Annotated in this window: 22 protein-coding genes and 1 riboswitch; of the genes, 11 read left to right on the top strand and 11 right to left on the bottom strand. The window is 65.8% G+C overall.

Annotated features, from left to right (window positions below; genetic code table 11):
- Positions 1 to 197: 197 nt before the first annotated feature.
- On the bottom strand, positions 198 to 1232 hold the full coding sequence (locus tag SCA01S_RS10355; protein WP_022678614.1) for a LacI family DNA-binding transcriptional regulator: 1035 nt from the start codon (positions 1230 to 1232) through the stop codon (positions 198 to 200).
- A gap of 384 nt (positions 1233 to 1616) precedes the next feature.
- Between SCA01S_RS10355 and SCA01S_RS10350 the strand changes: the two genes are divergently transcribed.
- The 6 genes from SCA01S_RS10350 to SCA01S_RS10325 all read left to right on the top strand — a co-directional run bounded on the left by SCA01S_RS10350 (position 1617) and on the right by SCA01S_RS10325 (position 12126).
- A complete protein-coding gene (locus SCA01S_RS10350) occupies positions 1617 to 4448 on the top strand; it encodes a TonB-dependent receptor (RefSeq protein WP_062785348.1) in 2832 nt (943 codons plus the stop codon).
- 118 nt (positions 4449 to 4566) lie between these two features.
- Positions 4567 to 6087 carry a tryptophan halogenase family protein gene (locus tag SCA01S_RS10345; protein ID WP_062785346.1) on the top strand — a complete coding sequence of 507 codons (1521 nt, stop codon included), beginning with the start codon at positions 4567 to 4569 and terminating at the stop codon, positions 6085 to 6087.
- A complete protein-coding gene (locus SCA01S_RS10340) occupies positions 6084 to 7943 on the top strand; it encodes an alpha-amylase family glycosyl hydrolase (protein WP_062785344.1) in 1860 nt (619 codons plus the stop codon). Before SCA01S_RS10345 ends, SCA01S_RS10340 begins: the two co-directional genes overlap by 4 nt.
- Positions 7940 to 9565 (top strand): alpha-amylase family glycosyl hydrolase, encoded by a 1626-nt coding sequence (locus tag SCA01S_RS10335; protein WP_062785342.1) that lies wholly within the window; start codon positions 7940 to 7942, stop codon positions 9563 to 9565. Before SCA01S_RS10340 ends, SCA01S_RS10335 begins: the two co-directional genes overlap by 4 nt.
- A 7-nt stretch (positions 9566 to 9572) precedes the next feature.
- On the top strand, positions 9573 to 11654 hold the full coding sequence (locus SCA01S_RS10330; RefSeq protein ID WP_062785340.1) for a glycoside hydrolase family 97 protein: 2082 nt from the start codon (positions 9573 to 9575) through the stop codon (positions 11652 to 11654).
- Between the two features lie 148 nt (positions 11655 to 11802).
- On the top strand, positions 11803 to 12126 hold the full coding sequence (locus SCA01S_RS10325; protein ID WP_062785338.1) for a GIY-YIG nuclease family protein: 324 nt from the start codon (positions 11803 to 11805) through the stop codon (positions 12124 to 12126).
- Between the two features lie 74 nt (positions 12127 to 12200).
- On the opposite strand, the gene SCA01S_RS10320 is transcribed toward SCA01S_RS10325, so the two are convergent.
- Together SCA01S_RS10320 and SCA01S_RS10315 are read right to left on the bottom strand one after the other, a co-directional pair.
- Positions 12201 to 12644, bottom strand: a complete 444-nt coding sequence (locus SCA01S_RS10320; protein WP_062785336.1) for a c-type cytochrome — start codon at positions 12642 to 12644, stop codon at positions 12201 to 12203.
- A gap of 187 nt (positions 12645 to 12831) precedes the next feature.
- Entirely contained in the window at positions 12832 to 13815 is a 984-nt protein-coding gene (locus tag SCA01S_RS10315; RefSeq protein WP_062785334.1) for a GAF domain-containing protein, read from the bottom strand.
- A gap of 240 nt (positions 13816 to 14055) precedes the next feature.
- Between SCA01S_RS10315 and SCA01S_RS10310 the strand changes: the two genes are divergently transcribed.
- Positions 14056 to 15105, top strand: a complete 1050-nt coding sequence (locus SCA01S_RS10310) for an aldo/keto reductase (RefSeq protein WP_062785628.1) — start codon at positions 14056 to 14058, stop codon at positions 15103 to 15105.
- Positions 15106 to 15250: 145 nt separating this feature from the next.
- Here SCA01S_RS10310 and SCA01S_RS10305 read toward each other — a convergent pair whose 3' ends face one another.
- The 3 genes from SCA01S_RS10305 to queF form a co-directional block, all read right to left on the bottom strand.
- Entirely contained in the window at positions 15251 to 15433 is a 183-nt protein-coding gene (locus SCA01S_RS10305) for a Flp family type IVb pilin (RefSeq protein WP_054130878.1), read from the bottom strand.
- Between the two features lie 238 nt (positions 15434 to 15671).
- The gene (locus SCA01S_RS10300; protein ID WP_022678626.1) at positions 15672 to 15854 is read right to left on the bottom strand and encodes a Flp family type IVb pilin; all 183 of its coding nucleotides are present in this window, start codon (positions 15852 to 15854) and stop codon (positions 15672 to 15674) included.
- 214 nt (positions 15855 to 16068) lie between these two features.
- A complete protein-coding gene (gene queF / locus SCA01S_RS10295; RefSeq protein WP_028658479.1) occupies positions 16069 to 16548 on the bottom strand; it encodes a preQ(1) synthase in 480 nt (159 codons plus the stop codon).
- A 157-nt stretch (positions 16549 to 16705) separates the two neighbouring features.
- Here queF and SCA01S_RS10290 point away from each other — a divergent pair, with 157 nt between their 5' ends.
- From SCA01S_RS10290 to SCA01S_RS10275, 4 genes are all read left to right on the top strand, one after another.
- On the top strand, positions 16706 to 18025 hold the full coding sequence (locus SCA01S_RS10290) for a hypothetical protein (protein ID WP_062785332.1): 1320 nt from the start codon (positions 16706 to 16708) through the stop codon (positions 18023 to 18025).
- A gap of 137 nt (positions 18026 to 18162) precedes the next feature.
- Positions 18163 to 19020: a 3-mercaptopyruvate sulfurtransferase gene (gene sseA / locus SCA01S_RS10285; protein WP_022675168.1), complete on the top strand. Its 858-nt coding sequence runs from the start codon at positions 18163 to 18165 to the stop codon at positions 19018 to 19020.
- Between the two features lie 95 nt (positions 19021 to 19115).
- On the top strand, positions 19116 to 20348 hold the full coding sequence (metC, locus tag SCA01S_RS10280) for a cystathionine beta-lyase (RefSeq protein ID WP_062785330.1): 1233 nt from the start codon (positions 19116 to 19118) through the stop codon (positions 20346 to 20348).
- On the top strand, positions 20345 to 21295 hold the full coding sequence (locus SCA01S_RS10275) for a mechanosensitive ion channel family protein (protein ID WP_054130568.1): 951 nt from the start codon (positions 20345 to 20347) through the stop codon (positions 21293 to 21295). Before metC ends, SCA01S_RS10275 begins: the two co-directional genes overlap by 4 nt.
- On the opposite strand, the gene SCA01S_RS10270 is transcribed toward SCA01S_RS10275, so the two are convergent.
- From SCA01S_RS10270 to SCA01S_RS10250, 5 genes are all read right to left on the bottom strand, one after another.
- Complete coding sequence (locus tag SCA01S_RS10270) at positions 21263 to 22564, bottom strand: chloride channel protein (RefSeq protein ID WP_062785329.1); 1302 nt, start codon at positions 22562 to 22564, stop codon at positions 21263 to 21265. The genes SCA01S_RS10275 and SCA01S_RS10270 overlap by 33 nt on opposite strands.
- A 38-nt stretch (positions 22565 to 22602) precedes the next feature.
- Positions 22603 to 22691, bottom strand: a riboswitch (Fluoride riboswitch).
- Between the two features lie 39 nt (positions 22692 to 22730).
- On the bottom strand, positions 22731 to 23063 hold the full coding sequence (locus tag SCA01S_RS10265; RefSeq protein ID WP_054130570.1) for a hypothetical protein: 333 nt from the start codon (positions 23061 to 23063) through the stop codon (positions 22731 to 22733).
- Positions 23064 to 23220: 157 nt separating this feature from the next.
- Complete coding sequence (locus SCA01S_RS10260) at positions 23221 to 23469, bottom strand: GCG_CRPN prefix-to-repeats domain-containing protein (protein ID WP_022677932.1); 249 nt, start codon at positions 23467 to 23469, stop codon at positions 23221 to 23223.
- A 97-nt stretch (positions 23470 to 23566) separates the two neighbouring features.
- The gene (locus tag SCA01S_RS10255; RefSeq protein ID WP_062785327.1) at positions 23567 to 24712 is read right to left on the bottom strand and encodes a DUF1501 domain-containing protein; all 1146 of its coding nucleotides are present in this window, start codon (positions 24710 to 24712) and stop codon (positions 23567 to 23569) included.
- A 2-nt stretch (positions 24713 to 24714) separates the two neighbouring features.
- A complete protein-coding gene (locus SCA01S_RS10250) occupies positions 24715 to 26208 on the bottom strand; it encodes a DUF1800 domain-containing protein (protein ID WP_062785325.1) in 1494 nt (497 codons plus the stop codon).
- Positions 26209 to 26243 lie beyond the last annotated feature (35 nt).

Below are 26243 nucleotides of genomic sequence, written 5' to 3'. Positions count from 1 at the left end.
TCTATTTTCTAGACAGGCGCGATGCGCCAGAGTTGGCGGCGGGGCGAGATGCATACGAATGCTATGCGTTGATGGCTTTGCTCAAGGCTTCCACCACCCCCAACCCCCTCCTCTAAAGAGGATGGGGCTTTTCGACGCGTTCTACCCATCCTCTTTAGAGGAGGGGGTCGGGGGGTGGTGCCGGACCTTGACCAACCCTATCCCCCCGTGCTCGCCCGCACCACCAGACGGGTGGGCAGGATCGCAGGCGGCGGAATGCGTTCTTCGATCTGGGCCAGCACCGATTCCACCAGCGCCTCGCCCGCCAGGCGGATATCCTGCACCACGGTGGTGAGCGGCGGATTGGCAAAGCCGGCGGCGGGAATGTCGTCAAAGCCGACCAGCGCAACGTCGCCGGGCACCGCCAGCCCGGCATCGGCCAGCACGCGCTGCGCGCCGATCGCGATCAGGTCGCTAGCGGCAAAGATCGCATCAAACGGCACCCCGCGCGAGAGCAGCACGCGTGCCGCGCCATGGCCGGATTCCTCGGAACTGATGGCATCGACCACCAATTCCGGGTCTTGCGACAGCCCGGCAGCAGCCAGCGCACGCAGCAGGCCGGCGTGGCGCTGCTCGAATTCGGGATAATGGCTGTCTGCCTGGCCCAGGAAGGCAATGCGCCGCCGGCCGCGCGCAATCAGATGCTCGCCCGCCAGGCGCCCGGCGCCGAAATTGTCCGATCCCACCGTGGCACCGATCGTGCCTTGATCGACCGATCCCCAGCGCACGAAATGCGTGCCCGCCTTGACCAGCTGGCGCAGGCGGCTTTCATACAGGGTGTAGTCGCCATAGCCGAGCAGGATCAGCCCATCGGCCCTGTGGCTTTCCTGATAGCGGCGGTGCCAGTCATCCTCCAGCTTCTGGAACGACACCAGCAGATCCAGCCCCTTGGCTGCGCAATGCCGCGTGATCGATCCCAGCATCGACAGGAAGAACGGGTTGATGTTGGATTCATCAGGCGTCGGATCTTCGAAGAACAGCAGCGCCAGCGTGTTGGAGCGCTGCGTGCGCAGCGAAGAGGCGTTCTTGTCGACCGTGTAGTTCAACTGCCGGGCGATCGCCTCGATCTTTTCGCGCGTGGCCTTGCTGACGGACTTGCTGCCACGCAGGGCACGGCTGACTGTGGGCTGCGACACCCCGGCAAGATAGGCAATTTCAAAGCTGGTGGGCTTGTTGGATGGCTTGCGCCCCATGGCCGACTCTCCCCTTCAGCCGAGATTCGCGACTGCATTATCGCTACCATTCTTATGCATAAGAACAAAATTATGCAACGATCCCGGATAAAATGCCTATCCAAATGCATGATGCATTGACCTATACATATGTAATACAATGGATTTTTCCGCATTCGCGAAGACATACACAATGCATGGTATACGTATGCCATATTCGCTCGCGGCCCGCTTCGGCGTAATTTGAAACCAAGCGAGATCCGGTGGAACCAGGTGTCACATCCCCGCATGACGGGATGACGCACCTGGCGGGTGTCGCGCATTCAGCCGATCGCCGCCTTGGCGATGGGCACGCCAACAAGGTTCGTAGCCGGCTGCAGGCCGGCTGGGGGAGTGGAAGGTATCATGGCACATCACGCAGTTTCTGCGGGCGGCTTGCGCTGCTCGCTGGTCGCGCTGGCGACCGTTCTGGCCGGCAGCAGCCCGGCCCTCGCCCAGGAAACCCCGGCACCGCAGGCTCCTCAGGCCGCTGCCGATGCCACGCCCGAACAGGGCGCCATCGTGGTTTCGGGCATCCGCGCCTCGCTCAATGCCTCGGCCTCGATCAAGCGCAACTCCATCGCCATCGTCGAAGCGGTTTCGGCCGAAGACATCGGCAAGCTGCCCGACGTGTCGATCGCGGATTCGCTGGCCCGCCTGCCCGGCGTGACCGCACAGCGCCTCGAAGGGCGCGACCAGCGCCTGTCGATCCGCGGCCTTGGCCCGGATTTCTCGACCACGCTGCTCAACGGCCGCGAGCAGGTCACCGTGGGTGACAACCGCGGCGTCGAATATGACCAGTATCCGTCGGAATTCTTCAAGAACGTGGTGGTTCACAAGGCCGCCGATCCCTCGCTGATCGCGGCGGGCATTTCCGGCACGGTCGACCTGCGCATGCTGCGCCCGCTCGCCCAGGCCAACCGCGTCATCGCGGTCCAGCTGCGCGGCCAGATGAACGGCATGCAGAAGCTCAACCCGGACGGCAAGCGCTACGGCTATCGCGCCTCGGCCACCTACGTCGACAAGTTTGCCGATGACACCTTTGGCATCGCCATCGGCGTTTCGGCCACCTCGGCCCCGTCGCAGGATGAACGCTACAACGCCTGGGGCTTCCCCACCCTGGCCGATGGCAAGACCCTGATGCTGGGCGGTGCCAAGCCCTATGTGCAGTCCAACATGCTGGACCGCTATGGCGCGGTTGCCACGCTGGAATACCAGCCGAACGACAACTGGCATTCGACGCTCGACGTGCTCTATTCGCACTTCAAGGAAACGCAGCACCTGCGCGGCATCGAATTCCCGATCTTCCCCGATTGGTCGGGCCTGGGCGGTGGTGACACCACGGTGATCCAGCCGGGCTACAAGGTGAACAACGGCTTCGTCACCGACGCGACGATCAGCAATGTCAAAGCCGTGATGCGCAACGATTACAACCAGCGCAAGGCAGACAACCTGTCGATCGGCTGGAACAACGTGATCGGCCTGGGCGACACGATGCACCTGACGGTGGATGCCAGCTACAGCCACGCCAAGCGCACCGACTTCCTGCTCGAAAACTATTCGGGCACCGGCTACATCAACGCCGGCGCGCGCGACACGCTGCACATTTCGCAGAACGGCAACGGCACGTTCGATATCGTGCCCACGCTCGATTATGGCAACGCCGCCAACTTCGGCATCACCGATCCGCGCGGCTGGGGCTATAACGGCACCACGGCCGTGGTCCAGGCCGGCTTCCTCAACAAGCCCAGCTTCAAGGACGATCTCGCCTCGCTGCGCGCCAGCCTGGATGGCGAATTCGCCCAGGGCGGGCTGCTCAAGGGCTGGGAAGTTGGCGCCAACTACAGCTATCGCAAGAAGACCTCGGCGTTCACGTCGTACTTCCTGTGCCCCAAGGGCGGCGGCACCGGCTGCACCCCGGGCAGCGGCACCACCACCTTTGCCCCGATCCCGCAGGCCGCGATCATCGGCACCGTTCCGCTCGCCTACCTCGGCGTGCCGCGCATGCTCGCGCTCGATCCGATGTACCTGTACAACAACGCGTACAACTCGGTGTATGACAACCGTCCGGTCTCGCTGGTGCGCGACAACTCGGTGACCGAAAAGGTCTGGACCGGCTATGCCATGATCAAGCTGGATGGTGACGTGGGCGGCAAGCGCCTGTCGGGCACCGTCGGCGTCCAGGGCATCTACACCGACCAGAGCAGCAACGGTTCGCTGTCGAACTTCGATGCCACCACCGGCAACGTGATCGTCACGCCTGCCCACGGCGGCGCCAAGTACTGGAACGTGCTGCCCAGCGCCAACTTTGCGCTGGAACTCGCTCCGGCCACCTACCTGAAGCTCGCCGGCTCGCTCACCATGGTGCGTCCGCGCCTGGATCAGGAGCGCGTGAACCAGGAATTCTCGATCAACCCGACCAACATCGGGTCGACCGATCCGACCCGTCCGTTCTTCAGTTCGAACGGCGGCAACGCCCTGCTGCGTCCCTACAAGTCGGCCAACCTCGATCTTTCGGCCGAGCATTACTTTGCCAAGGGCGGCTATGTCTCGGCAGCGCTCTACTACAAGCGCCTGACCGACTTCGTCGACCCCAACAACTCGTATGCCTATGACTTCAAGTCTGTGGTTGCGAGCCTGCCGGCCAGCATCCGTGACCAGATCGCCACCACGGTGGGTCCGGTCACCGCGCCCGGCAACACCGGCAAGGGCAACGTCAAGGGCGCCGAAGCCACCGTATCGCTGCCCTTCGCCTTGTTCACCCCGGCCCTCGACGGGTTCGGCGTGTTCGGCTCGGTCAGCTACACCGACAGCCGCATCGTCTTTGCCAACAACCCCAACGACCCGATCACCCTGCCCGGCCTGTCGGACTGGGTGGCCAACGGTTCGGTCTATTATGAAAAGGCCGGTTTCCAGGCACGCGCCAACTACCGCTTCCGCTCCAGCTTCTTGGCTGAAGTGGCCGGTCTGTCGGCCAACCCGACCTACCGCACCGCCAAGTCGGAAGGCATTCTCGACGCACAGATCGGGTACGAATTCCAGCCTGGTTCGCGCTTTGCCGGTCTGGCCGTGATGTTCCAGGCCAAGAACCTGACCGATCGTCCGTTCATCACCTACCAGAACAACGATCCGCGCCAGGTGATCGACTACCAGCGCTATGGTCGCGATTTCTACCTGACGCTGAGCTACAAGCTGTAAGTTCCCTCAGGCGGCGGGCGGTCCAGGCTGGACCGTCTGCCGCCGCCATGACACGATTGCATTGGATTGCAGGGCGCTGTTTGCGCGCCCGATCCTTTCCTGCGGGGGGCACAGGGCCATGGACAGCCAAGTAGCACGTTCGATCACCATTGTTGGCGGTGGCACGGCAGGCTGGATGTGTGCGGCCGCATTGGGCCATTTCCTGGGCGAGAACACCCGCATTACCCTGGTGGAAAGCGACGCGATCGGCACGATCGGCGTGGGCGAGGCCACCATTCCCCAAATCCGCATGTTCAACCAGGCGTTGGGCATCGACGAGACCGATTTCATTCGCGCCACCGGCGCCACGTTCAAGCTGGGCATCGAATTTGCCGGCTGGCTGCGCCCCGGGCACAGCTATCTTCACGCCTTTGGCGATGTCGGCCGCGATATCGGCCTGGGCGCCTTCCGCCATTTCTGGTCGCGCGCGCACCGGCTCGGCCTGGCCCGTCCACTGGGCGATTACAGCGTCAACGATCTGGCCGCCCGCGCCGGCAAGATGCACGATGGCGCGCCGCTGACCAACCGCAACGTGCCGCAGATGCCGCACGCCTTCCATTTCGATGCCGGCCTCTATGCCGCCTATCTGCGCCGCTATGCCCAGGCTAAGGGCGTGATCCGCGAGGAAGGCCTGATCGTGGCGGTCGATCGCGACGGCGCCAGCGGCGATGTCACGGCCGTGCGCCTGGCCGATGGCCGCATGATCGCTGGCGATCTGTTCATCGATTGCTCGGGCCTGCGCGCCTTGCTGATTGGCGACACGCTGGGCGTGGGGTTCGATGATTGGTCGCACCTGTTGCCGGCCAACCGCGCCGTGGCCGTGCCCTGCGCCAGCGCGGCGCCGCTCACCCCCTATACCCGTTCCACCGCCCACGCCGTGGGCTGGCAATGGCGCATCCCGCTGCAGCACCGCACCGGCAATGGCCGCGTCTATTGCGATGCGTTCCTGTCAGACGATGAAGCGACCGCCGGCCTGCTAGCCAATCTCGATGGCGCGCCGCTCGCTGAGCCGCGCGTGATCCGGTTCACCACGGGCTGCCGCCAGCAAGCCTGGTCGCACAATGTCATTGCCATGGGGCTGGCGAGCGGCTTTCTCGAACCACTGGAATCCACCTCGATCCATCTGATCCAGTCGATGATCGCCCGGATCATGACGTTCGGCCCGACCTGCCGCCCGGCCGCAGCGGTGCGCGACACGTTCAACCGCCAGTTTGCCGACGAGATGGCGCGCATCCGCGATTTCATCGTGCTGCATTACTGGGCCAACCAGCGTGAAGAGCCGTTCTGGCAGGCCTGTCGCAACCTGCCCCTGCCCGCCAGCCTGGCAGAAAAGATCGCCCTGTTCCAAAGCGCGGGCCACCTCTTCCGCGATCAGTCAGACCTGTTCAGCGAAGTGGGCTGGCTCCAGGTCTTGGTCGGCCAGGGCATCATCCCGGCCACCAGCCATGCCCTCGCCGAGGCGGTTTCCGAAGCGGACCTGGCCGGCTGGCTCGATACGCTGCACGCGCTGTTTTCCCGCGAGGTGGCGGCCTATCCCACCCACGCCGACTATATCGCCCGCCATTGCGCGGCGCCTTCCCCCAAAGGACTTGTCGCATGAAAGCCCGCCTTGCCAGTGCCCTTGCCGCGGCCCTGGTCACCACTGCCCTCGCGCCAGCCATAGCCGCCCCGGTCCCCGTTCCATCCGCGTCGGCCGTGGCGGCACGGCCGGCAGCAGGGGAATCGATCTATTTCGTGCTGCCCGATCGCTTCGCCAATGGCGACACCGCCAACGACTCCGGCGGCATTGCCGGTGGGCGCCTGCAGTCGGGCTTCGATCCGGCGGACAAGGGCTTCTACCATGGTGGCGACATCAAGGGCCTGATCGCCAAGCTCGACTATATCAAGGGCATGGGGTTTACCGCGCTGTGGGTTGGCCCGATCTTCAAGAACAAGGCCGTCCAGGGCGCACCGGGGCAGGAAAGCGCAGGCTATCACGGCTATTGGATCACCGATTTCACCCAGGTTGATCCGCACTTCGGCACCAATGCCGAATTTGCCGCGCTGGTGAATGCGGCGCACGCGCGCGGCCTCAAGGTCTATATGGATATCGTCGTCAACCACACCGCCGACGTGATCCAGTATCGCGAAGTGCCGGCTGGCACGGCCGCCCCCTATCGCGACAAGGCCAACTATCCCTACAGTCGCAAGGGCGGGTTGGCTGGCCCGGCAATCAATCCCGGCTTTGTCGGTGACAGCGATTCCACCGATGCCAACTTCGCCCGGCTGGTCGATCCATCCTATGCCTACACGCCGTTCATTCCCAAGGGGGAAGAGCATGTGAAGGTGCCCGATTGGCTCAACGATCCGCGCTATTACCACAATCGCGGTGACAGCACGTTCAGCGGCGAAAACAGCCGCTTCGGCGATTTCAGCGGGCTGGACGATGTGTTCACCGAAAACCCGCGCGTGCGCGCCGGGATGATCGCCATCTACGGTGACTGGATTCGCAAGTTCCATGTCGATGGTTTCCGCATCGATACCGCGCGCCATGTCGATCCCGGCTTCTGGCAAGTGTTTATTCCGGCAATGGAAGCGGTCGCACGGGGCGAAGGCATTCCCAACTTCACCATCTTTGGCGAAGTGGCGCGGGAAAACCCTGACAACGGCTATATCGCCCGCTTCACCCGGCGCGACGGCTATCCCCACGTGCTCGACTTTGCCTTCCACGCTGCCGTGCGCGCGGTGCTGGCGCAGGACAAGGGCACCGATGTCCTGGCCGACCTGTTCGATGGCGACGTGCTCTATCAAGGCGGTGACAAGGCAGCGCTTGCCCAGCCGACGTTCATCGACAACCACGATATCGGCCGCTTCGCCTGGCTGGTCGAGCATGATCGCCCCGGCATCGGCCAGGACGAACTGCTGGCCCGCACCGCGCTGGCCCATACCATGCTGCTGACCCTGCGCGGCAGCCCGGTGGTCTATTATGGCGACGAACAGGGCATGATCGGCCACGGCAACGACCAGGCCGCCCGCCAGGACATGTTCGCCAGCAAGGTGGCCAGCTACAACGATCAGCCACTGCTGGGCACCACCCGCACCACGGCGCAGGACAATTTCAACCCCGCACATCCGCTCTACACGCTGATCGCCCGGCTTAACGCGCTGCGCGCCGCACACCCGGCCCTGGCGCGGGGGGCACAGTTGACGCGCAGCTATGGTGAAAAGCCGGGGCTGTTCAGCGTATCGCGGTTCGATCCTGTAACGGGCGCCGAATATCTCATCGCATTCAACACCTCTGGCCAGCCGATCAAGGCGGCCAGCACGATCGGCACCAGTGCCCGGCGGCTGGAAAGCCTGCTTGGCCAATGCCCGGCCATGGTGGCCGCGCCCGGCTCGATCGTGCTTGACTTGCCCGCATACGGCAGCGCTGTCTGCCGCGTCCTTTCCACTTCTTCTTCCAAGCAAGGCCAATGACCCAGCATACGCCCCCGTCTTCCGCCCAAGACCTGCCCTGGTGGCACGGCGCGGCGATCTACCAGATCTATCCGCGCAGCTTTGCCGATTCCAACGGCGATGGGGTGGGCGATCTGGCCGGCATCACCGCCCGGCTCGAGCACGTCGCGCGGCTGGGCGCCGATGCCATCTGGATCTCGCCGTTCTTCAAGTCGCCGATGCGCGATTTCGGCTATGACGTGTCGGACTATTGCGATGTCGATCCGGTGTTCGGCACGCTCGCCGATTTCGATGCCCTGGTCGCGCGCGCGCACGAACTGGGCCTCAAGGTCACGATCGACCAGGTCTATGCCCACACCTCCGACCTCCACCCGTGGTTCGTGGAAAGCCGGCAAAGCCGCGACAATCCGCACGCCGATTGGTATGTCTGGGCCGATCCCAAGCCCGATGGCTCGCCGCCGTCGAACTGGCAGTCGGTGTTCGGCGGCCCGGCCTGGCGCTGGGACGCACGGCGTTGCCAGTATTACCTGCACAATTTCCTGGCCGAGCAGCCGCAGATCAACGCGCACAATCCCGCCGTGCAGGAAGCGCTGCTGGGGGTGATGAAGTTCTGGCTTGATCGCGGGGTCGATGGCTTCCGCATCGATGCGCTCAACTTCCTGATGCACGACCCCACGCTGCGCGACAATCCGCCCGCGCCCGAGGATGGCCGCCGCCGCACCCGCCCGTTCGATTACCAGCTCAAGATCTACAACCAGTCGCACCCCGGCATCATCACCTTCATCGAGCGGCTGCGCAGCCTGTGCAACAGCTATGGCGCGGTGTTCACGGTGGCCGAGGTGGGCGGTGATCTCGCCGAAACCGAGATGAAGGAATACACCGCCGGCGCGGCGCGCCTCAACAGCGCCTATGGCTTTGATTTCCTCTATGCCCCGCAGATCACGCCGGTGATGGTGCGCGATGTGCTGGCCAAGTGGCCGGACGAACCGGGCATCGGCTGGCCGAGCTGGGCCTTTGAAAACCACGATGCGCCGCGCGCGCTGTCGCGCTGGGCCACGCCCGAGGCGCGCGATGCCTATGCCCGGATGAAGGCCGTGCTGTTTGCCGCCCTGCGCGGCAACATCATCGTCTATCAGGGCGAGGAACTGGGCCTCACGCAAGTGGATATCCCGTTCGAGCAGTTGCAAGACCCCGAAGCGATCGCCAACTGGCCGCTGACGCTGTCGCGCGATGGCGCCCGCACCCCGCTGCCCTGGCAGGCGCAAAGCGCGATGGGCGGGTTTACCGCCGGCCCTGCCCCCTGGCTGCCTCTGGGCGAGGAGAACCTCGCGCGCGCAGTCGATCGGCAAGAAGCTGATCCGGCATCGCTGCTGGCGCTTACCACCCGCCTGCTGCACCTGCGGCGCGATACCCCGGCGCTGCGCCACGGCAGCTTTGCCGTGCTGCACGCCGATGCCAGCCTGCTTGTGGCGCGGCGCCAGTTTGCCAGCCAGTCGCTGCTGGTGGTGATCAACATGGGCAACCAGCCCGTCGCCTGGCCGCAGGATGTGGCCCAGGATGGCATGGTGCTGGTCGCCGAAAACGATGCGAGCCTGGGCTATCTGCCCGGCTTTGCCGCCCTGATTATCGAAGAGAGGATCTGACCCCCCAATGTCCGTTCTCACCCGTCTCGCAGCGCCGCTGGCGCTGACCCTCGCGTGCGCCCCGCTTCCGGCGCTGGCCCAGATCGCCACTGTCCCCGGCGCGGTCAACGATGGCCCGATCACCGCCGCCTCGCCCGATGGCAGCCTGGTGCTGACCGTGGCGATCGATGGCGATGGCCGCCCCACCTACAGCCTGTCGCGCAAGGGCAAGCTCCTGATCGGCGCGTCCTCGCTCGGCTTCATCCTGACCGACGGCCCCACCATGGTGCGCGGCAACCACATCATCGGCAGCGAAGCCAGCAAGCCCGCGCCCAGCACCTGGGAACAGCCCTGGGGCGAGCGCCGCTACGTGACCGACAACCACACCGAGCTGCTGGTCAAGTTCAAGCAGGTGCCCGAATGGGGCGGCCGCGAAATGAACGTGCGCTTCCGCCTGTTCAACGATGGCTTCGGCCTGCGCTATGAACTGCCCAGCCAGGCCGCGATGACGACGATGAAGATCGCCGACGAGCTGACCGAGTTCAACCTGGCGCAGAACGGCGCGGCCTGGTGGATTCCCGGTGGCGAGTGGAATCGATATGAGCAGGTCTATCAAAAGACCCCGATCGATGGCGTTTCGACTGCGCACACGCCGATCACCATGAAGCTGGCCGATGGCACGCACCTGGCGTTCCACGAAGCCGCGCTGGTCGATTATTCGGCGATGTGGTTCAAGCGGATCGACGGCACCAGCTTCCGCTCCACCCTTTCGCCCAATCCGGGCGGCCCCAAGGTGACGCGTGACCTGCCGTTCAACACCCCCTGGCGCACGATCCGCATTGCCGACAACGCCGCTGGCCTGGTCGAAAACGATCTGGAGCTGAACCTCAACGAACCCAACAAGCTGGGCGATGTCAGCTGGGTCAAGCCGATGAAGTATGTCGGCATCTGGTGGGGCATGATCCGCGGCGACTGGACCTGGGCGGAAGGGCCAAACCATGGCGCCACCACCGCCCGCACCAAGCAATACATCGATTTCGCCGCCAGGAACGGCTTTGGCGGCGTGCTGGTCGAAGGCTGGGACAAGGGCTGGAACGGCAACTGGTTCGGCAACGGCAAGGATTTCAGCTATACCCAGGCCACGCCCGATTTCGACATCAAGGCCGTTACCGACTATGCCCGCAAGAAGGGCGTGGAACTGATCGGCCACCACGAAACCGGTGGCAATATCGCCAATTACGAAGCGCAGCTTGACGATGCGATGAAGATGTATGCCGCGCTGGGCGTGCATTCGGTCAAGACCGGCTATGTGGCGGACGCCGGCGGTATTCTCGCCCCGGGCGCCACGCCCGATACCTATGCCATGGCCTATCATGATGGCCAGCGGCAGGTGGAACACCATCTGAAGGTGGTGGAAACCGCAGCCAAGTATCACATCGCCATCGACGCCCACGAACCGGTCAAGGACACCGGCCTGCGCCGCACCTATCCCAACTGGATCGACCGCGAAGGCGCACGCGGCATGGAATACAACGCCTGGGGCCAGTTCGCCAACGGGCCGAGCCATGAGCCGACGCTGGTCTATACCCGCATGCTGTCTGGCCCGATGGACTTCACGCCGGGCGTGCTGAGCCTGGAAGGCGCCAAGCATGCGCCTTTGGCCTCGACGCTTGCCAAGCAGCTTGGTCTTTACCTGGCGATCTATTCGCCGATCCAGATGGCGGCCGATTTCATCGAAACCTTGGCCGCCCATCCCAAGGAACTGGCCTTCATCCGCCAGGTGCCGGCCGATTGGTCGGAAAGCCACCTGATCGCGGGCGAAGTGGGCGAATACGCGATCTTTGCGCGCAAGGACCGCAAGAGCGACGACTGGTATGCCGGCGGCGTCAACGACGCCACCGCACGCACCGTGACGCTGCATTTCGACATGCTTGATCCCGGCAAGACCTATACCGCCACGATTTACAAGGACGGCGAAGGCGCGACCTATGAAACCGACGCGCGCCACAAGATCGCCTATGACACCAAGACCGTGAAAAAGGGCGACACCCTCGACCTGTGGCTGGCGCCGGGCGGCGGCGCCGCCATCCGCCTGCATCCGGGCAAGTAAACACATGCCAAGAAGCCCTCTCCCTTTCGGGGGAGAGGGTTGGATGTGGGGGATGCTGGGCGCAAGGGTTGAAGTTAGACACCCGTCGCCCCGTGCTTGACACGGGGCTCGGCTTCCCTTGCGACCTTGCATTTGGCATGCTGGCAAGATGGAAAAGGGCGGCTGGGTCTACATCATGGCGAACCGCTATCGAGGCGGAATCTATGTTGGCGTCACGTCGGATTTGATCCGACGCGTTTGGCAGCATCGCGATGGTCGTGGCTCGATCCACGTAAGAGACTTTGACAAGACAAAGCTGGTCTACGCCGAGCGCCACGAGGAAATCGAACCCGCCATTGCCCGTGAGAAACTGGTTAAAAAATGGCGCCGGGAATGGAAATTCGCGTTGATCGAGGCAAACAATCCCGATTGGCTAGATCTCTGGGATCAATGGTATCCCACGGCAGCGCGCCAAGGCGAGATCGCAAAGTAGCCAAGCCCCGTGTCGAGCACGGGGCGACGAGAAATGCTGGGTGCATACAACCGTGCTGTCGTACAAAGAGTGCGTTATCGCCCCTGCGACCGCAGATAGGCAATCACGTCTGCCCGGTTGAGCGGGTCGGAAATCCCCCCGAACATCATCGCGGTATGCGGCACCACCGCCTGCGGGTTCTTCAGCCACGCATCGAGCGTGGCGGCGTCCCACTTGCCGCCGGCATCGCGCAACGCGGCGGAATAGCCGAAGCTGGGGCGGTTTCGGCCCATTTGCTGGCCATAGACGCCATGCAGGTTGGGCCCGGCCATGTCCGGCGCGCCGGCATCAAACGTATGGCAGGCCTTGCACGCGGCGGCCTTGCGATCCCCGATCTGCGGATCGGCCACGTTCATCAGCGCGGCCAGCGATGGGTTAGGTCCCGCCTTGGCTAGGCGTGCATCGTGGGTCTTGTCCCCGCCACAGGCAGACACGGCAAGCGCAGCAAGCGTGACGACAGCAAGGCGGGTGCGGATCATGGCGACCGTCTAATCGGCCCAGATGCACGGCACGATATGGCAATTTGTCCCGCGCCGGGCAGTTGCACAAATTGCATTGCGCGCGGCGACGCCCCAAAAAAACTGCACAAGGCAGCGTCCACCGCACACAAAATGGCCCGCGCAACGCGGGGAAACCGCGTTCGACAAAGGCGCCCAAAGTGATTCGTCAGTGGCGCAGCGACAGGCCGACTCGCTCCATCCGGCGATAGAACGTGGCGCGGCCGATGCCGAGCAGGCGCGCGGCGCTGCTCACGTTGCCGCCGGCCCGTGCCAGCGCCTGGCGCAGCACCGCGCGATCGCCGTCGTCAAAGCTGGCGGGCTGGCCATCGCCGAGGAACTCACCCAAGGGACGCGGGCAGATCGCCGTGCCCGAACCCAGGCGGAAATGCTGCCGCGCCGCGCGCGTGGCACCGATCACCAGATCGTCGCGGTCCACCGCCAGCAGGGCATGCCCGCGGGCGGTCGGATCGGTGCCGGCCAGCACGATGCGGGCAGCGGCATAGCGGCGACAGAACAGGTCACGCTCGATATGGCGGGCGGCGTCCTGCACCAGCGCGGCGATCAGCGCGGCCATCGCGCGATCATGGTCGCCGCGCGCCGATGAGATGTCGAGCGCGGCGATAAGCCGCCCCTCGGCATCGAAAATCGGCGCATCCATGCAGCTTACGCCCACGTTGCGGCTGGCAAAGTGCTCGTCACGGTGGATCGTCACGGCGCGACCCTCCACCAGGCAGGTGCCGATGCCATTGGTGCCCTGCGCCGCCTCGGCCCACGATGCACCGGGCGCCAGGCCCAGTTCCTCGAACCGGCTGGCGTCAGCATCACCCGCGCGCCAATCCAGCACCACGCCGCCGGTATCGGCAATCAGCACGCAGGCGCCCGCCAGGCCCACGCTTCCGAACAGCCGATCGAGCACAGGCGCGGCCACGGCCAGCAGTTCGCCATTGCCGGCGCGCAGGGCCTTGAGTTCGGCCCCGCCCAACCGCTCTGCCACGCTGCGCGGCGCAGCCGGATCAAGCCCATGGTGCAGCGCCGATCGGCACCACGATGCCGCCACCGCCGAAACCGCCGCGCGCGAGGATTGCACCGCATTCAACACCCGTGCGGCGTGATCGGGATCGGGATCGAGACTGGGTTGCAAAACGGCCATGGCCTGTGCCTCTCCATCGGCTGTGACGCCGCATCGTGGTGCGCCTGCTGCAGACGCGGGCCGGCGCCGGCGTTTGTGCGGCATGGCTCCTCGTGCGGCGGTTTTATCTGGCTCCATTGCTTCCATTTGCAAGGCATTTTGGCCCTTGCCCATTGGCCATTCGGCCGATGAAAAATCCTCATGTGCATTTGCGCAATTCATCGGCAAGAAGGCGCAAGCCGCAACGAATGGAGCAATCCCTTGCAAACCCGCAAACTTGGCACGACCGGCCTTGATGTCAGCCTGATCTGCCTGGGCACGATGACCTATGGGTCGCAGAACACGGAAGCAGAGGCGCACGCGCAGCTCGATTACGCGATCGATCATGGTGTCAATTTCATCGACACGGCCGAAGCCTATCCGGTCACGCCGTTCCACAACGACACGATCGGCCGCACCGAGGAATATATCGGCACCTGGCTGGCCCAGCCCGGCAAGCGCGAGAAGGTGATCCTGGCCACCAAGGTGGCGGGCCCGGCGCGCGACATGGTGCGCAAGTTCCGTGGCGGCGACAACAAGCTCGATCGCCGCAATATCCTCTCGGCGATCGACGGCAGCCTGGCGCGCCTGCGCACCGACCATATCGATCTCTACCAGGTTCACTGGCCCGAACGCCATGTGCCGATGTTCGGCGCGCGCGGGCTGGCGCAGGTGGAGGACCGAGAGGATCTGACCCCGATCGAGGAAACGCTCGATACGCTGGGCGAACTGGTCAAGGCCGGCAAAGTGCGCCACATCGGTGTGTCGAACGAAACGGCATGGGGTGTGGGTGAGTATCTTCGTCTCTCGCGCGACAAGGGCCTGCCGCGCGTGGCCTCGATCCAGAATGCCTACAACCTGGTCAATCGCCTGTTCGAAGGCAGCCTGGCCGAAGTGGCGCTGCGCGAAAACGTGCCGCTGCTGGCCTATTCGCCGCTGGCAGCGGGCAATCTCACCGGCAAGTATCTGGGCGGGGTGATTCCCCCTGGATCGCGGCGCGACGTGGCCAACCAGTTCACCCGCTACGACACGCTCAATGCCAACGCTGCGATCGCGCGCTATGTCGCCATCGCCCATGCCTTTGGCCTCGATCCCGCCACCCTGGCGCTGGCCTATGTCAACAGCCGCCCGTTCGTGGCAGCGAACATCATTGGCGCCACCACGCCGGAACAGCTGGCGCTGGCCGTGGCCAGTGCCGATGTGACGCTGCCGCCCGAAGCACTGGCCGCGATCGAGGCGGTGCACGCCGTGCTGCCCGATCCCTGCCCGTGACACAAAAAGAAAGGGGGGCGTTTCCGCCCCCCTTTCCCTCTACCGTGGATGGTCTGCGCCCCGATCGCTGGCGACCGTCGCAGACCTGGGGACCGCCCCGGCCGCCGCATCGGCGTGGCCCGGGCGATCGCGCCAGGATCAAGCCTTAGAGCTTGCCGTCCGAAGCGTTGTTCATGTCGTTCGACACGAGGTTGAAAGTGTTGCCAAGCGAGTTGCCCAGCGCGCCCATGGCGGTGATGGCGGCAACAGCGATGAGAGCAGCGATCAGGCCGTATTCGATGGCGGTGGCGCCTTCGGTGTCCTTGATGAGCTTGCGGAAGAAGGTCATGTCCAAGTCTCCTGTTTGAGTAACCCCGCTGCTCTTTTGGCAAACTCCCCCTAACCAATGGTAAATGGCCTACGCATTTTTGCGTAGCTGAACCGGCCGAAACACTAACTTTCGGTCAGTAATAGCCTTAATTTTTTGAAAAGGGGTTGCCGGCCACGCAGGCAGCACAGCCTGTGCACGGTTACCCCAAACCGTGCACAGGCCTGGCCCGGCCGATCACGGCCGTTCCGCTGGCGCCTTAGAGGTGACCGTCAGAGGCGTTGTTCATGTCGTTCGACACGAAATTGAACGTGTTGGACAGCGAGTTGCCGAGCGTCCCCATGGCAGTGATCGCGGCAACGGAGATGAGGGCGGCAATCAGGCCATATTCGATGGCGGTGGCGCCTTCGGTGTCGGTAATCAGCTGGCGGAAAAAGGTCATATCCAAGTCTCCTGTTTCCGGCCCCCTGCCGCGTTTTTGGCAAAAGCATCCTAAGCAATGGTAAATGATTGTCGCAACCTGCTGTATCCGTGCGGATAAAACCACTTCAACCTGACATTTTGATGGTTAACGGGTCCCGCGCGTGACAGTCATGCAAAACAAAAGGGGCCGAATCGCCCCTTTTGCGTCCATCCGTGGCAAGGCGCCTGTGTCTTCAGCCGCGCCCGCGATAGCCCGGCACGCCCTGGTCGGGCAGCCACAGGGCTGCGGGTGGCGGGCCGGATTGCCAGAACACATCGATCGGAATGCCGCCGCGCGGATACCAGTAACCGCCGATGCGCAGCCACTGCGGCTTCATCTCGTCGAACAGGCGCTGGCCAATGCCCACGGTCACGTCTTCATGAAAGCCGTTATGGTTGCGGAACGCGCCGAGGAAGAGCTTGAGCGACTTGGATTCGACGATGGTTTCGCCCGGCGCATAGTCGATCACCAGGTGGGCAAAATCGGGCTGGCCGGTGACCGGGCACAGCGAGGTGAATTCCGGCGCGGCAAAGCGCACGAGATAGAGCGTGCCGCTACGCGGATTGGGCACATAGTCCAGCACCGCTTCCTCGGGCGATGCCGGCAGGGCGCTGGTCTGGCCCAGGTGCAGCGGGGCCGGATGGCCGGAAGCCGGACGATGGGGATCTGACATGGCGGGAAAATCCTTTCTGTTGCGCGCGCCATGCACCGAAACCCGGCGATGACGCAACCCGGCGGCTTGCGCCCGCCCGTTCAGGCACTATTCAACGCCATCCGGCCGTATCCGGCCAGTGCGACACATCATGAAACGAGGCAGTTCAGGCCAGGCCATGCGCGGCATTTTCCTCTCACGTTCATCGGCAACCGGATCACCGCGCGCCGCCCTGCTGGCGTCGGCCCTATCGGCATCGGCCCTGCTCATCGCGGCACCGGCTGCTTTGGTCCCGGCACAGGCCCAGGCCCAAACGGCGGCGGCTACGGGCCAACCGGCCACCACCCAGCCGATTACCCCGGCCGTGCCCGCGCCCACGCTGCCCACGCTCAATTCTCCCAGCCCTGCCCCGGTGATCAAGCCGGCGGCCCCGGCGGGATCGAACCTGCTGCCCACAGCGCCAACCACCGCGCCCACAGTCATCACCCTGCCACAGGCCAAGCCCAGCCGCGCCGCGGCCACGCCCACGCGCCGGCCTGCCACACGCGCAGAAACCCCCGCGGCAGCGGCAGCGCCAGCACCAGCCCCCCGCCTCGTCCCCCTGCCCCAGGACACCGCAACGCCCAGCGCCACGCCGTCTCCCGTAGCCAGCCCGACGCCCGATCTGCCGCCAGCAACCCCGCTGCCCGATGCCAGCACCACCAGCGAACCGGCGCCGCTTGCCAGCGACACGCCCGCACCGGACACCGGCGCAAGCAGCAGCGAAAACGCCTGGTGGCCCTGGGCCGCCGGGATCGCCGCGCTGGCCGTGGTGATCGTGCTGTTTGCCCGGCGCCGGCGCCGCGCGGCCGACACCACGGCGCCCGAACCGGTAATCGAGGCACCAGTGCCGGTTGCGCCGCCGCCCGCGCCTTATCGCCCAGCGCCGCGTCCCGCGCCGGCGGCGCCGGTGGAAATGCCGCCCAGCGATCTTGCCGCTACTGGCCTGCCGCGCGGGCTGGATGTGGCGCTTCACGCTGACCGCCTCAGCGCCACGCTGGTCAATGCCACGCTGTCATGCCGGCTGGTGCTGACCAACCATGCGCCCCACGCGCTGACCGACATCGCCCTGTCGGGCGACATGACCTCGGCCCATGCCTCGCGCCCGATGGACGAGCAACTGGGTCTGGCCGGGCCGGAACTGCCGCCGCTGCGCACGATTGCCCGGCTCGAGCCGGGCCAGAGCGTGACGGTACCGGCCGAAATGCGCCTGCCGCTGTCCACCATCCTGACGATTCGCGCCGGCGCCGCGCAGTTGTTCGTGCCGATCGTGCGCGCTGGCGTCTGGGCCACGCGCGAGGACGATGGCGGCGCGGCCCATGCCCATGCCGCGTTCCTGGTCGGCCAGCCGGCCGCGCCGGGCGATCCGGCCGCGCGGCTGCAACCCTTTCGCCTCGATCAGGGGCCACGCGTATTCGAAACGCTCGATCAGCGGCCCATGCCCCTGCCTGCGCTGTGAGAGGCTGCGGCGAAAAGTGAAACGAAACGGGGCGTCGATTGGCTATTTTTGCAATCGACGCCATCGCCCCGCAGGATTAAGTTCAGCGTCCAAAATCAACCCGCGCCAGACGGGTCGCACGCAGGCAGGAGAAATTCATGGAACCGCTGGTCTCCACCCAATGGCTCGCCAACGAGATGGGTGCGAGCGATCTGCGCATCGTCGATGCCAGTTGCTTTTTGCCCGAACACAAGCGCGATGCCGCGCTGGAGTATGAGGCGTGCCACATTCCTGGCACTGTCTTCATGGATCTGGGCAACTTGGTGGACAACGCCACCGGCCTGCCCAACACGCTGCCCCCGGCGGAAAAATTCGCCAGCCGCATGCAAAGCCTGGGCCTGGGCGATGGCAGCCGCATCGTGCTTTACGATGACAGCCCGATTAAATCGTCCACCCGCGCCTGGTTTCTGCTGACACTGTTCGGCGCGCAGAACGTGGCGCTGCTCGATGGCGGGATCGCCAAGTGGAAGGCCGAAGGGCGCCCCTGCGCGCAAGGGCGCGAAACCCTGCGTCACCGCCATTTCACCGCGTGGAGCGACCTGAGCGCGCTGCGTTCCAAGGCGCAAGTGCTCGACAACCTGTCCAGCCATGCCGAACAGCTGGTCGATGCGCGCGGCGCCGGCCGCTTTACCGGCGATGTCAAGGAAACCAACCCGGCGCTGGCCAGCGGCCACATTCCCGGCGCGCGCAACGTGCCCTATGCCAGCCTGTTCGCTGCTGATGGCACCTGGAAAAAGCCCGATGGCCTGCGCGCCGCCTTTGCCGACGCCGGAGTCGATCTCGATCGCCCGGTCATCGCCAGCTGCGGTTCGGGGATGACGGCCAATGTCGTGATCTTTGCCCTGCACCTGCTCGGCAAGACCGACGTGGCGCTATATGATGGCAGCTGGAGCGAATGGGGCGCCGATCCCGCCACGCCCAAGGAAACCGGCCCGGCCACCTGCCTGGTAGATTGACCGGCGTAGATTGATCGCGTTGCATTGATCTGCCGGGCGCGGCGCATCTGTTTGCAGGCTTTCGGAATGGGCGCATCTGTGCTTTGCACGCGGGCATGACTGCCCCTTCCGACAAGCCGCTCAAGACCGCCACCCGCATCGTTGCCGCCGGGCGCCGGCCGGAATGGACCGGCACGCCCGGCCAGCCCGGCGCGGTCGTCAACCCGCCGGTGTGGCGCGCCAGCACGCACCTCTATCCCGATATGGCTGCCCTGCGCAGCCACCCCGGCAACGCCGATGGGCATTTCTATTACGGCCGGCGCGGTGCGCCCACGCAATGGGCCCTGGCCGAGGCACTGACCAGCCTGGAACCGGGCGCCGAGGGCGGCGGCACTGTGCTTTATCCCTCGGGCGTCAGCGCGATCTGCGGCGCGCTGCTCACCGTGCTGCGGCCCGGCGATACGCTGCTGCTGACCGACAATGCCTATGAGCCCAGCCGCGCCATGGCGCGCGGCCTGCTGGCCGATTTCGGCGTGAAGACGATCTGGTTCGATCCCATGGACACCGCCGCCTTTGCCGCGCTGTGCCCCGGCGCAAAGGCCGTGCTGCTGGAAGCGCCAGGCAGCCTGACCATGGAAGTGCCCGACATGCCCGCGCTGATCGGCGCGGCCAAGGCACAGGGTCTGGCCGTGCTGGTGGACAATACCTGGGCCTCTCCCTTGGGCTTTGCCCCGCTGACCCATGGCGCGGATATCAGCATCATGTCGCTGACCAAACACGTCAGCGGCCATTCCGACGTGGTGATGGGCAGCGCCACGGCCGGCGCGCACTGGTATGGCAAGCTGCGCCTGCGCAGCCAGAACCTGGGCCTGGTGGTTTCGCCAGACGATGCCGCAATCATGCTGCGCGGTCTGCGCACCATGGCGCTGCGCCTCGATGCCGCCACCGCGGCCGCGCTGCGCGTGGCGCAATGGCTCGATACCCGGCCCGAGGTGGCGCGCGTGCTATGCCCGATGCTGCCGGGATCGGCCGGCCACGATTACTGGCGCCGCGATTTCACCGGCGGCTGCGGGCTGTTCAGCTTCGTGCTCAAGGGCGGCACGGCCAAGGCGCGCGATGCCTTGATCGATGCGCTGGCCCTGTTCGGCATCGGCTACAGCTTTGGCGGGTTTGAAAGCCTGGCCACGCCGGTCGATCCCGCCGCGATCCGCACCGCCAGCCCCTGGCCCCGGCCCGACATGGACGCGGCCGATCGCTTTGCCGTGCGCCTCGCCATCGGGCTGGAAGACGCCGACGATCTGATTGCCGATCTCGAACAGGCGCTGGCCGCCTGGGCAGCAGCACGATGAGCAGCTGGGTCAGCCACAAGACGCATCGCCAGGTCGGCGATTTCCTCCAGTCGCTCGACGATCTCGGGTTTGACGTCGGGCACTATCACATCTCGGTGTTCAACGCCGGCAAGATGGTGCTGGTGGTCTTTGCCATGTTCATGCTGGCCCGGCTGGGCAGCCGGCTGGCCCGCTATTTCTTTGCCCGCGCCACCAGTCTCGATCCGGTGCAGCAGGTCTTGGGCGAAAAGATCGTCTCGCTCATGGTCTGGGCGCTGGCGTTCTTCATGGGCATTGACCTTTTGGGGATCAATTTCACCGCGCTGACGGTGTTTTCCGGTGCCTTTGGCCTGGCCATCGGCTTTGGCCTGCAGAAGACCTTCGGCAACCTGATCGCCGGCCTGATCCTGCTGATGGATCGCTCGATCAAGCCCGGAGACGTCATCGCCATCAACGATGGCAAGGGCAGCACCGTGGGCCAGGTGCGCAAGATCGGCATCCGCGCGGTGTCGGTGGCCACACGTGACAACCGCGAATACCTGATTCCCAACGAAATCCTCATGACCACCCAGGTCGAAAACTGGTCCTATTCCAACACGCAGATCGTGCTGACCATCCCGGTCAGCGTGGCCTATGGCACCGATATCGACATGGCGGAAAAGCTGATGCTGCAGGCCGCCCGCGCCGCGCCGCGCGTGCTGAGCGATCCGGGGCCATCGGTGGCGATGACCGCGCTGGGTGCCAGCGGCATCGACATGGCGATCTATGTGACGATCGAAGATCCGCAGGATGGCACCGGCAACGTGCGCAGCCAGGTGCTGCGCGCGTTGTGGCAGCTGTTTCAGGAACACGGCGTGGAAGTGCCCTATCCGCAGCAGGAAGTGCGCCTGCGCGATACCGCCGGCCTGCGCGCGGTGCTGGGCGCCGGCCCGGCGTCAGAGCCAGACGTGCCGCACCGCCCGCAGTGATGCCCCGCCGCTGCGGCGGGGCCACTTGGGCCGGGCGATCCGCTGCGACAGATAGATGCCGCCATGGCCCGAAGCGAGATAGCCCGCCACACACGCCACGATCAGCACCGGGGCGGCATCTATCCCGAACAGTTCCAGGCCCATCACCGCGCAGGCCACCGGCGTGTTGGCCGCCGCGCCGAACAGCGCCACCATGCCCACTGCAGCCGCGAGCGGCACCGGCAGGCCCAGCACGAGCGAGAGCGCACTGCCCAGACCCGCGCCGATGAAGAACAGCGGGGTCACCTCACCCCCCTTGAACCCGGCGCTCAGCGTGGCGACGGTAAACACCAGCTTGATCAGCCAGCTCCACCGGTCAGGCCCGGCCACGAAAAAGCCCGGCAGCGTGGGCGCGCCGGGATGGGCTGACAGCACACCCAGCCCGAGATAGTCCTGCGTGCCAAAGGCAAAGGTCAAGGCGATGACCAGCACCCCGCCGATTACCGGCCGCGCCAGCGGAATGGCAACAAAACGCTTGTAGAGATCGGCAACGCCATGGTTCGCCTCGGCAAACAGGCGCGCCACCACGCCGCTGGCAAGGCCGAGCAGCGCGGCCTTGGCGAGGAGGACGGCAAAACCGGCGGGATCGGTCTGTGGCAGGCTGATGTGGGGATAGAGCGTGTGGTGCGCACCCCACAGCCGGCAGCCGAAATCACCCACCAGCGCCGCCACCAGGCACGGCACCAGGGCAGCCAGGTCGAGCCCGCCCAGCGCCAGCACCTCGATCGCGAAGACCGCACCGGCCAGCGGCGTGCCGAACACCGCGCCAAAGCCGGCCGCCACCCCGCCCATCAGCAGCAGGCGCCGGGCCTTGCCGGTCAGGCCCAGGCGATCGACCAGGCCATGCGCCAGGCTGCCGCCCAGCTGCACTGCGGTGCCTTCACGCCCGGCCGATCCGCCGAACAGATGCGTGGCCACCGTGCCGATCAGCACGAGCGGCGCCATGGCCAGCGGCACCCCGCCGCCGGGTTCGTGAATTTCATCGAGGATCAAATTGTTGCCGCCCTCTGCCCGCGCGCCAAAGCGGCGATACAGCCAGGCCACCGCAAGGCCACACAGCGGCAGGCCATAAAGCAGCCAGGGCGCGGCAAAGCGCAGCCGCGTGACCGCATCGAGTGACCAGAGAAAGCCGGCGCAAGCCGTGCCCACGGCAAGCGCCATGGCCAGGAGCGCCAGCACAAAGCGGATGCGGGCCGGCGTGACGAACGAACGGGTGAAAAAAGCGCGCACGATTCCTCCTGTTGCATGTGCCCGGTCGGGCAGCTTGGTTTCAGGTAGGAATCATCAGCCCTGGCGCCGTTTGGCGCGGCAGGCGGTTCGGCAAAATGCCCGGCGGAAATCCATCGCCTTGGCCGCGCCTATGCCGTGCGCGGCGAGTCCCGTCAAGATTGCGGAATTACGCCCCGCCCACGGCGCCGCGCACGTCGACCTGGCCGCCGTTGTTGATGATGCGGCCGCCGACCAGGCCCTTGACCGTCACCCGGGCTCCCTGCTCCACGATCAGGTCTCCGCCGATCATACCGGCAACGGTGACATCGGCGCCAGCCGCGACAGTGGCATTGCCGCCGATCATGCCGCGAAACGTGCGTTTGCCTTCCAGGCGATAATCGCCGCCAATGGTGGTCCCGTTCGCCGCTGCATCGGGCGTGCCATCATGGTGGCATCCGGCCAGCGCGCCGCCCATGGCTATCAGCAAAGCCAGCGGCAGGGCATGGCGGGGAACGAGCATCGGCGTGGCTTCCTTGAGTCGGGCGTAAAGGATCGCTGTGCCCGGCCGGTCCGATCGACACACCGGGCGTTCGATCAACCGCTGCCCTCACCCGATAGACGCCGCAGCCGGGGCAAGAGGTAGTCGGCAGGGGCCATCAAGGCCCCTGCCGCGATCATCACCAGCGGTGACCCCAGCCACGATGCCAGTAATGGTGGTATCCCCAATAGGGACGACCACCCCAATAGCCATGGCCGTAATAGCCGCCAAAGACCGGGCGTTCGACCACGACCGTGCGCCCCATGGGATAGCAACGGCCATCATAGGCGCGATACCATCCGCCACCACAACCATCGCGCGCCATCGCCGGCGCCGCAGTGGCGAGTGCAGCCGTGGCGATCGCCACGCTCAGCAGGATCTTTTTCATATCGACCTCACTTATCGTTGCTGCAGGCTGTTCATCCTTGCCTGACATTACTTGAACGATGGCGGCCGGTGTTTCCGTCTGTCGGTTCGTCGCAAATTTAGACCAACAAGCCAGTCATCGGCCGGGGCGCGCCGGCCAGCGGAAACAGGCGCCGCGCCACTTGCGCCGGATCGAGCGCGAGGCTTTCGGCGGCAACGCCGGCCAGCAGCGCGTCAAGCTGGCTGGTGGGTGCCAGATCGCGCCCTTCATAGAGCTGGCCATTGCCCAGCCCCGGCCAATCGGCCACCACGCGCCCGCCTTTGACGCCGCCGCCCAGCACCCAGGCGACCGAGGCCGTGCCATGATCGGTGCCGCCCGTGCCATTGGCCGCGGCAGTGCGGCCAAACTCGGTGGCGACCAGCACGGTGGTTTGCGCCCAGGCCGGGCCCATCCCGTCGCGCAGCGCCGCCAGCAGCGTATCGAGCCCGCGCAGCTGCGTGGCCAGCCGGCCGTCCTGCCCGCTGTGGGTATCCCATCCTTCGGTTTCCAGCATGGCGATGCGCGGGCCGTGCGGCTTGGTCAGGAACGTGGCGGTCAGCTTGCCGAGCGAGGCGGGGTCTTGCCGCGCGCCGCTGCCCTGGGCGAGTTTGCGGGTATCGAGCGCCGCGCTCCAGGCTGCCTGCAATTGCCGGTCTGGCGCATAGAGCGCGCCCACCCGCGTCATCAGATCGTCAGTCGGGCCGGGCAGCCCGGACGGCGCATAGGACGTCACCTGCACCGGCCCGCGCAGCGCCGGGGGCACAGTGGGGGCAATCGCGATGGCCGCGTCGCTGGCGCGTGGCAGCATGGCCACCAGGCGGTTGAGCCAGCCATCGCGTGCCTGGTAGGGCTGGCTGCCCCCGGTCTCCAGCACGTTCTGCCCATCGAAATGCGAGCGGTCGCGATAGGGCGAGGCCACCGCATGCACAAACAGCGCCTGGCCCCGGGCATACATCGCCGCCGTTTCCTTGAGCGCGGGATGCAGGGCAAAGGTGCCATCGAGCCGCGTCGCCGCCGCCGGATCGATCGCCAGCGCGCCACGCAGCCGGGCATAGCCCGGATCGGCATAGGGCACGACGATGTTGAGCCCATCGGCCGCACCGCGCTGGATCACGAAGACAAAGCGGCGTTCGGTCTCGGCTGCGGCCAGGACCATGCCCGGCGCCACCAGCAGGCTGCCGGCAGCACCGCCGGCAAGGTGAAGAAAACTTCGGCGATGAAGCATGGTTACCTCCGCAGGAAATCGGGCGAGACGAGCATCAGCGCCAGCGCACTGGCCGGGCTTTCGGCATGGGCGATCTGTTCGGCTGTCGCCGCAGACAGCGCGCCGGGCAGCACTTGCGGCGCACGCTGACGGGCATCGATCTGCGCGGCGCGTGGGGCGGCGAGCCGCTGGGCGAATTCCACCCGCCGCATCAGCGCATCGGGCGCGATCCAGCTGGCGGCCGTATCGTCCCACCCGGCGGGAGAGCCCGGCTTCCACACCGGCTGGCCCAGTTGCTGGGTGATCGTGGCCACCTGCAGCGTGCCGACGTCACCCACGCCCAGCGCGCGCAACGACGATATCGTCCACTCCCACGGCGTCTTGGCCTTGAGCGAGCGTGGCTCCCACGGTTCGGGACTGGCCACCAGCGCGCGATAGACCGTGGGCAGATCGCCCCGACTGCGGGCAAAGGCATCGGCCAGCCGATCGACCAGCGCCTGGGGCGGCACGTCGCCAGCAAAATGGCGGGCCAGCTTGGTGGCGACATGGCTGGCCGTGGCCGGCGCATGGGCAAGATCGACCAGCACGGCCCGCGCCTGGTCCACCCCGCTCTGGGCATAGGTCTTGCCCACGATGGTACGGGTGCCGGGTTCGTGCTGCTGGGGATGGAACGCGAAATCGCCCGGCGCATCGTCATTGATGCCGCCCACGGTCCACCCCGTCAGCGCGCGGGCAAATTCGGTGACGTCGGCCTGGCTATAGCCGCTGCGCACGCCCAGGGTGTGCAGTTCCATGATCTCGCGCGCCAGGTTCTCATTGAGGCCGCGCTGGCGATCGGCACCACCCTTGGCCCGCGCGCGCAGCGCCGCCGGGCTATTGGGCCCGATCGACTGGTTCTGATTGAGATAGAGCAGCATCGCCGGGTGGCGCTCCACCGCCAGCAGCATTTCTTCAAAGCGGCCCAGCACATGGGGGCGAATGGCATCGCGTTCGAACGAGGCGGCCAGCGCGGTGACCGGCAAGTTGTCGACCGACACGCAGAAATGGTTGGACCAGAAATGCACCAGCCGCTCCACGAAGGGCGCCTGCGTTTCCAGCGCACTTTGCGCCCGCGCCTGCACGCCCTGGCGATAGAGCGCGTGGATATCTTCGCCCAGATCGCGGCGGGCCTGCTTCTGCTCTGGCGTGCGCGCCGGCTTTCCCGCCATCGGCACCGTGGCAGCCATGACCGGGCCAGCCGGCAGCGGGGTGGTGGCTGCGGTAACAGGCGCAGGGGGCGGCGCAGCGGCACGGGCCTGGCGCAAGGCACGCTGTTGTTCCTGATACGCGGAAAGCAGCGCGCGGGCATCGGCCAGCGCCGCCCAGGCCGGCGGCGTAACATCGAAATGATCGAACTGCGCGATCAGCCAGCCGTGCGGATCGGCGAGTGCCGCCGCGCTTGCGGTATCGGGCGTGGCGCCCAGGCCAAAGCGGTTGAGCGCAATTGCGGCAGGAGACAGGGGTTGTTCCGAGACCATGGCAAAGCCCTTTGAAACGGAAACCCTTTTTTTCC

Origin of the sequence: Novosphingobium capsulatum NBRC 12533, from assembly GCF_001598375.1 — a bacterium.
In the GTDB taxonomy this organism is placed as follows: Bacteria; Pseudomonadota; Alphaproteobacteria; order Sphingomonadales; family Sphingomonadaceae; genus Novosphingobium; species Novosphingobium capsulatum.
The sequence above is the reverse complement of the archived record's forward strand: the minus strand, read 5'-3'. Positions and strand labels throughout refer to the sequence as shown.

Coding starts and splice junctions, on each gene's coding strand:
- SCA01S_RS10355 (WP_022678614.1), bottom strand. CDS start 1,232: ATGGGGCGCAAGCCATCCAACAAGCCCACCAGCTTTGAAATTGCCTAT.
- SCA01S_RS10350 (WP_062785348.1), top strand. CDS start 1,617: ATGGCACATCACGCAGTTTCTGCGGGCGGCTTGCGCTGCTCGCTGGTC.
- SCA01S_RS10345 (WP_062785346.1), top strand. CDS start 4,567: ATGGACAGCCAAGTAGCACGTTCGATCACCATTGTTGGCGGTGGCACG.
- SCA01S_RS10340 (WP_062785344.1), top strand. CDS start 6,084: ATGAAAGCCCGCCTTGCCAGTGCCCTTGCCGCGGCCCTGGTCACCACT.
- SCA01S_RS10335 (WP_062785342.1), top strand. CDS start 7,940: ATGACCCAGCATACGCCCCCGTCTTCCGCCCAAGACCTGCCCTGGTGG.
- SCA01S_RS10330 (WP_062785340.1), top strand. CDS start 9,573: ATGTCCGTTCTCACCCGTCTCGCAGCGCCGCTGGCGCTGACCCTCGCG.
- SCA01S_RS10325 (WP_062785338.1), top strand. CDS start 11,803: ATGGAAAAGGGCGGCTGGGTCTACATCATGGCGAACCGCTATCGAGGC.
- SCA01S_RS10320 (WP_062785336.1), bottom strand. CDS start 12,644: ATGATCCGCACCCGCCTTGCTGTCGTCACGCTTGCTGCGCTTGCCGTG.
- SCA01S_RS10315 (WP_062785334.1), bottom strand. CDS start 13,815: ATGGCCGTTTTGCAACCCAGTCTCGATCCCGATCCCGATCACGCCGCA.
- SCA01S_RS10305 (WP_054130878.1), bottom strand. CDS start 15,433: ATGACCTTCTTCCGCAAGCTCATCAAGGACACCGAAGGCGCCACCGCC.
- SCA01S_RS10300 (WP_022678626.1), bottom strand. CDS start 15,854: ATGACCTTTTTCCGCCAGCTGATTACCGACACCGAAGGCGCCACCGCC.
- queF (WP_028658479.1), bottom strand. CDS start 16,548: ATGTCAGATCCCCATCGTCCGGCTTCCGGCCATCCGGCCCCGCTGCAC.
- SCA01S_RS10290 (WP_062785332.1), top strand. CDS start 16,706: ATGCGCGGCATTTTCCTCTCACGTTCATCGGCAACCGGATCACCGCGC.
- sseA (WP_022675168.1), top strand. CDS start 18,163: ATGGAACCGCTGGTCTCCACCCAATGGCTCGCCAACGAGATGGGTGCG.
- metC (WP_062785330.1), top strand. CDS start 19,116: ATGACTGCCCCTTCCGACAAGCCGCTCAAGACCGCCACCCGCATCGTT.
- SCA01S_RS10275 (WP_054130568.1), top strand. CDS start 20,345: ATGAGCAGCTGGGTCAGCCACAAGACGCATCGCCAGGTCGGCGATTTC.
- SCA01S_RS10265 (WP_054130570.1), bottom strand. CDS start 23,063: ATGCTCGTTCCCCGCCATGCCCTGCCGCTGGCTTTGCTGATAGCCATG.
- SCA01S_RS10260 (WP_022677932.1), bottom strand. CDS start 23,469: ATGAAAAAGATCCTGCTGAGCGTGGCGATCGCCACGGCTGCACTCGCC.
- SCA01S_RS10255 (WP_062785327.1), bottom strand. CDS start 24,712: ATGCTTCATCGCCGAAGTTTTCTTCACCTTGCCGGCGGTGCTGCCGGC.
- SCA01S_RS10250 (WP_062785325.1), bottom strand. CDS start 26,208: ATGGTCTCGGAACAACCCCTGTCTCCTGCCGCAATTGCGCTCAACCGC.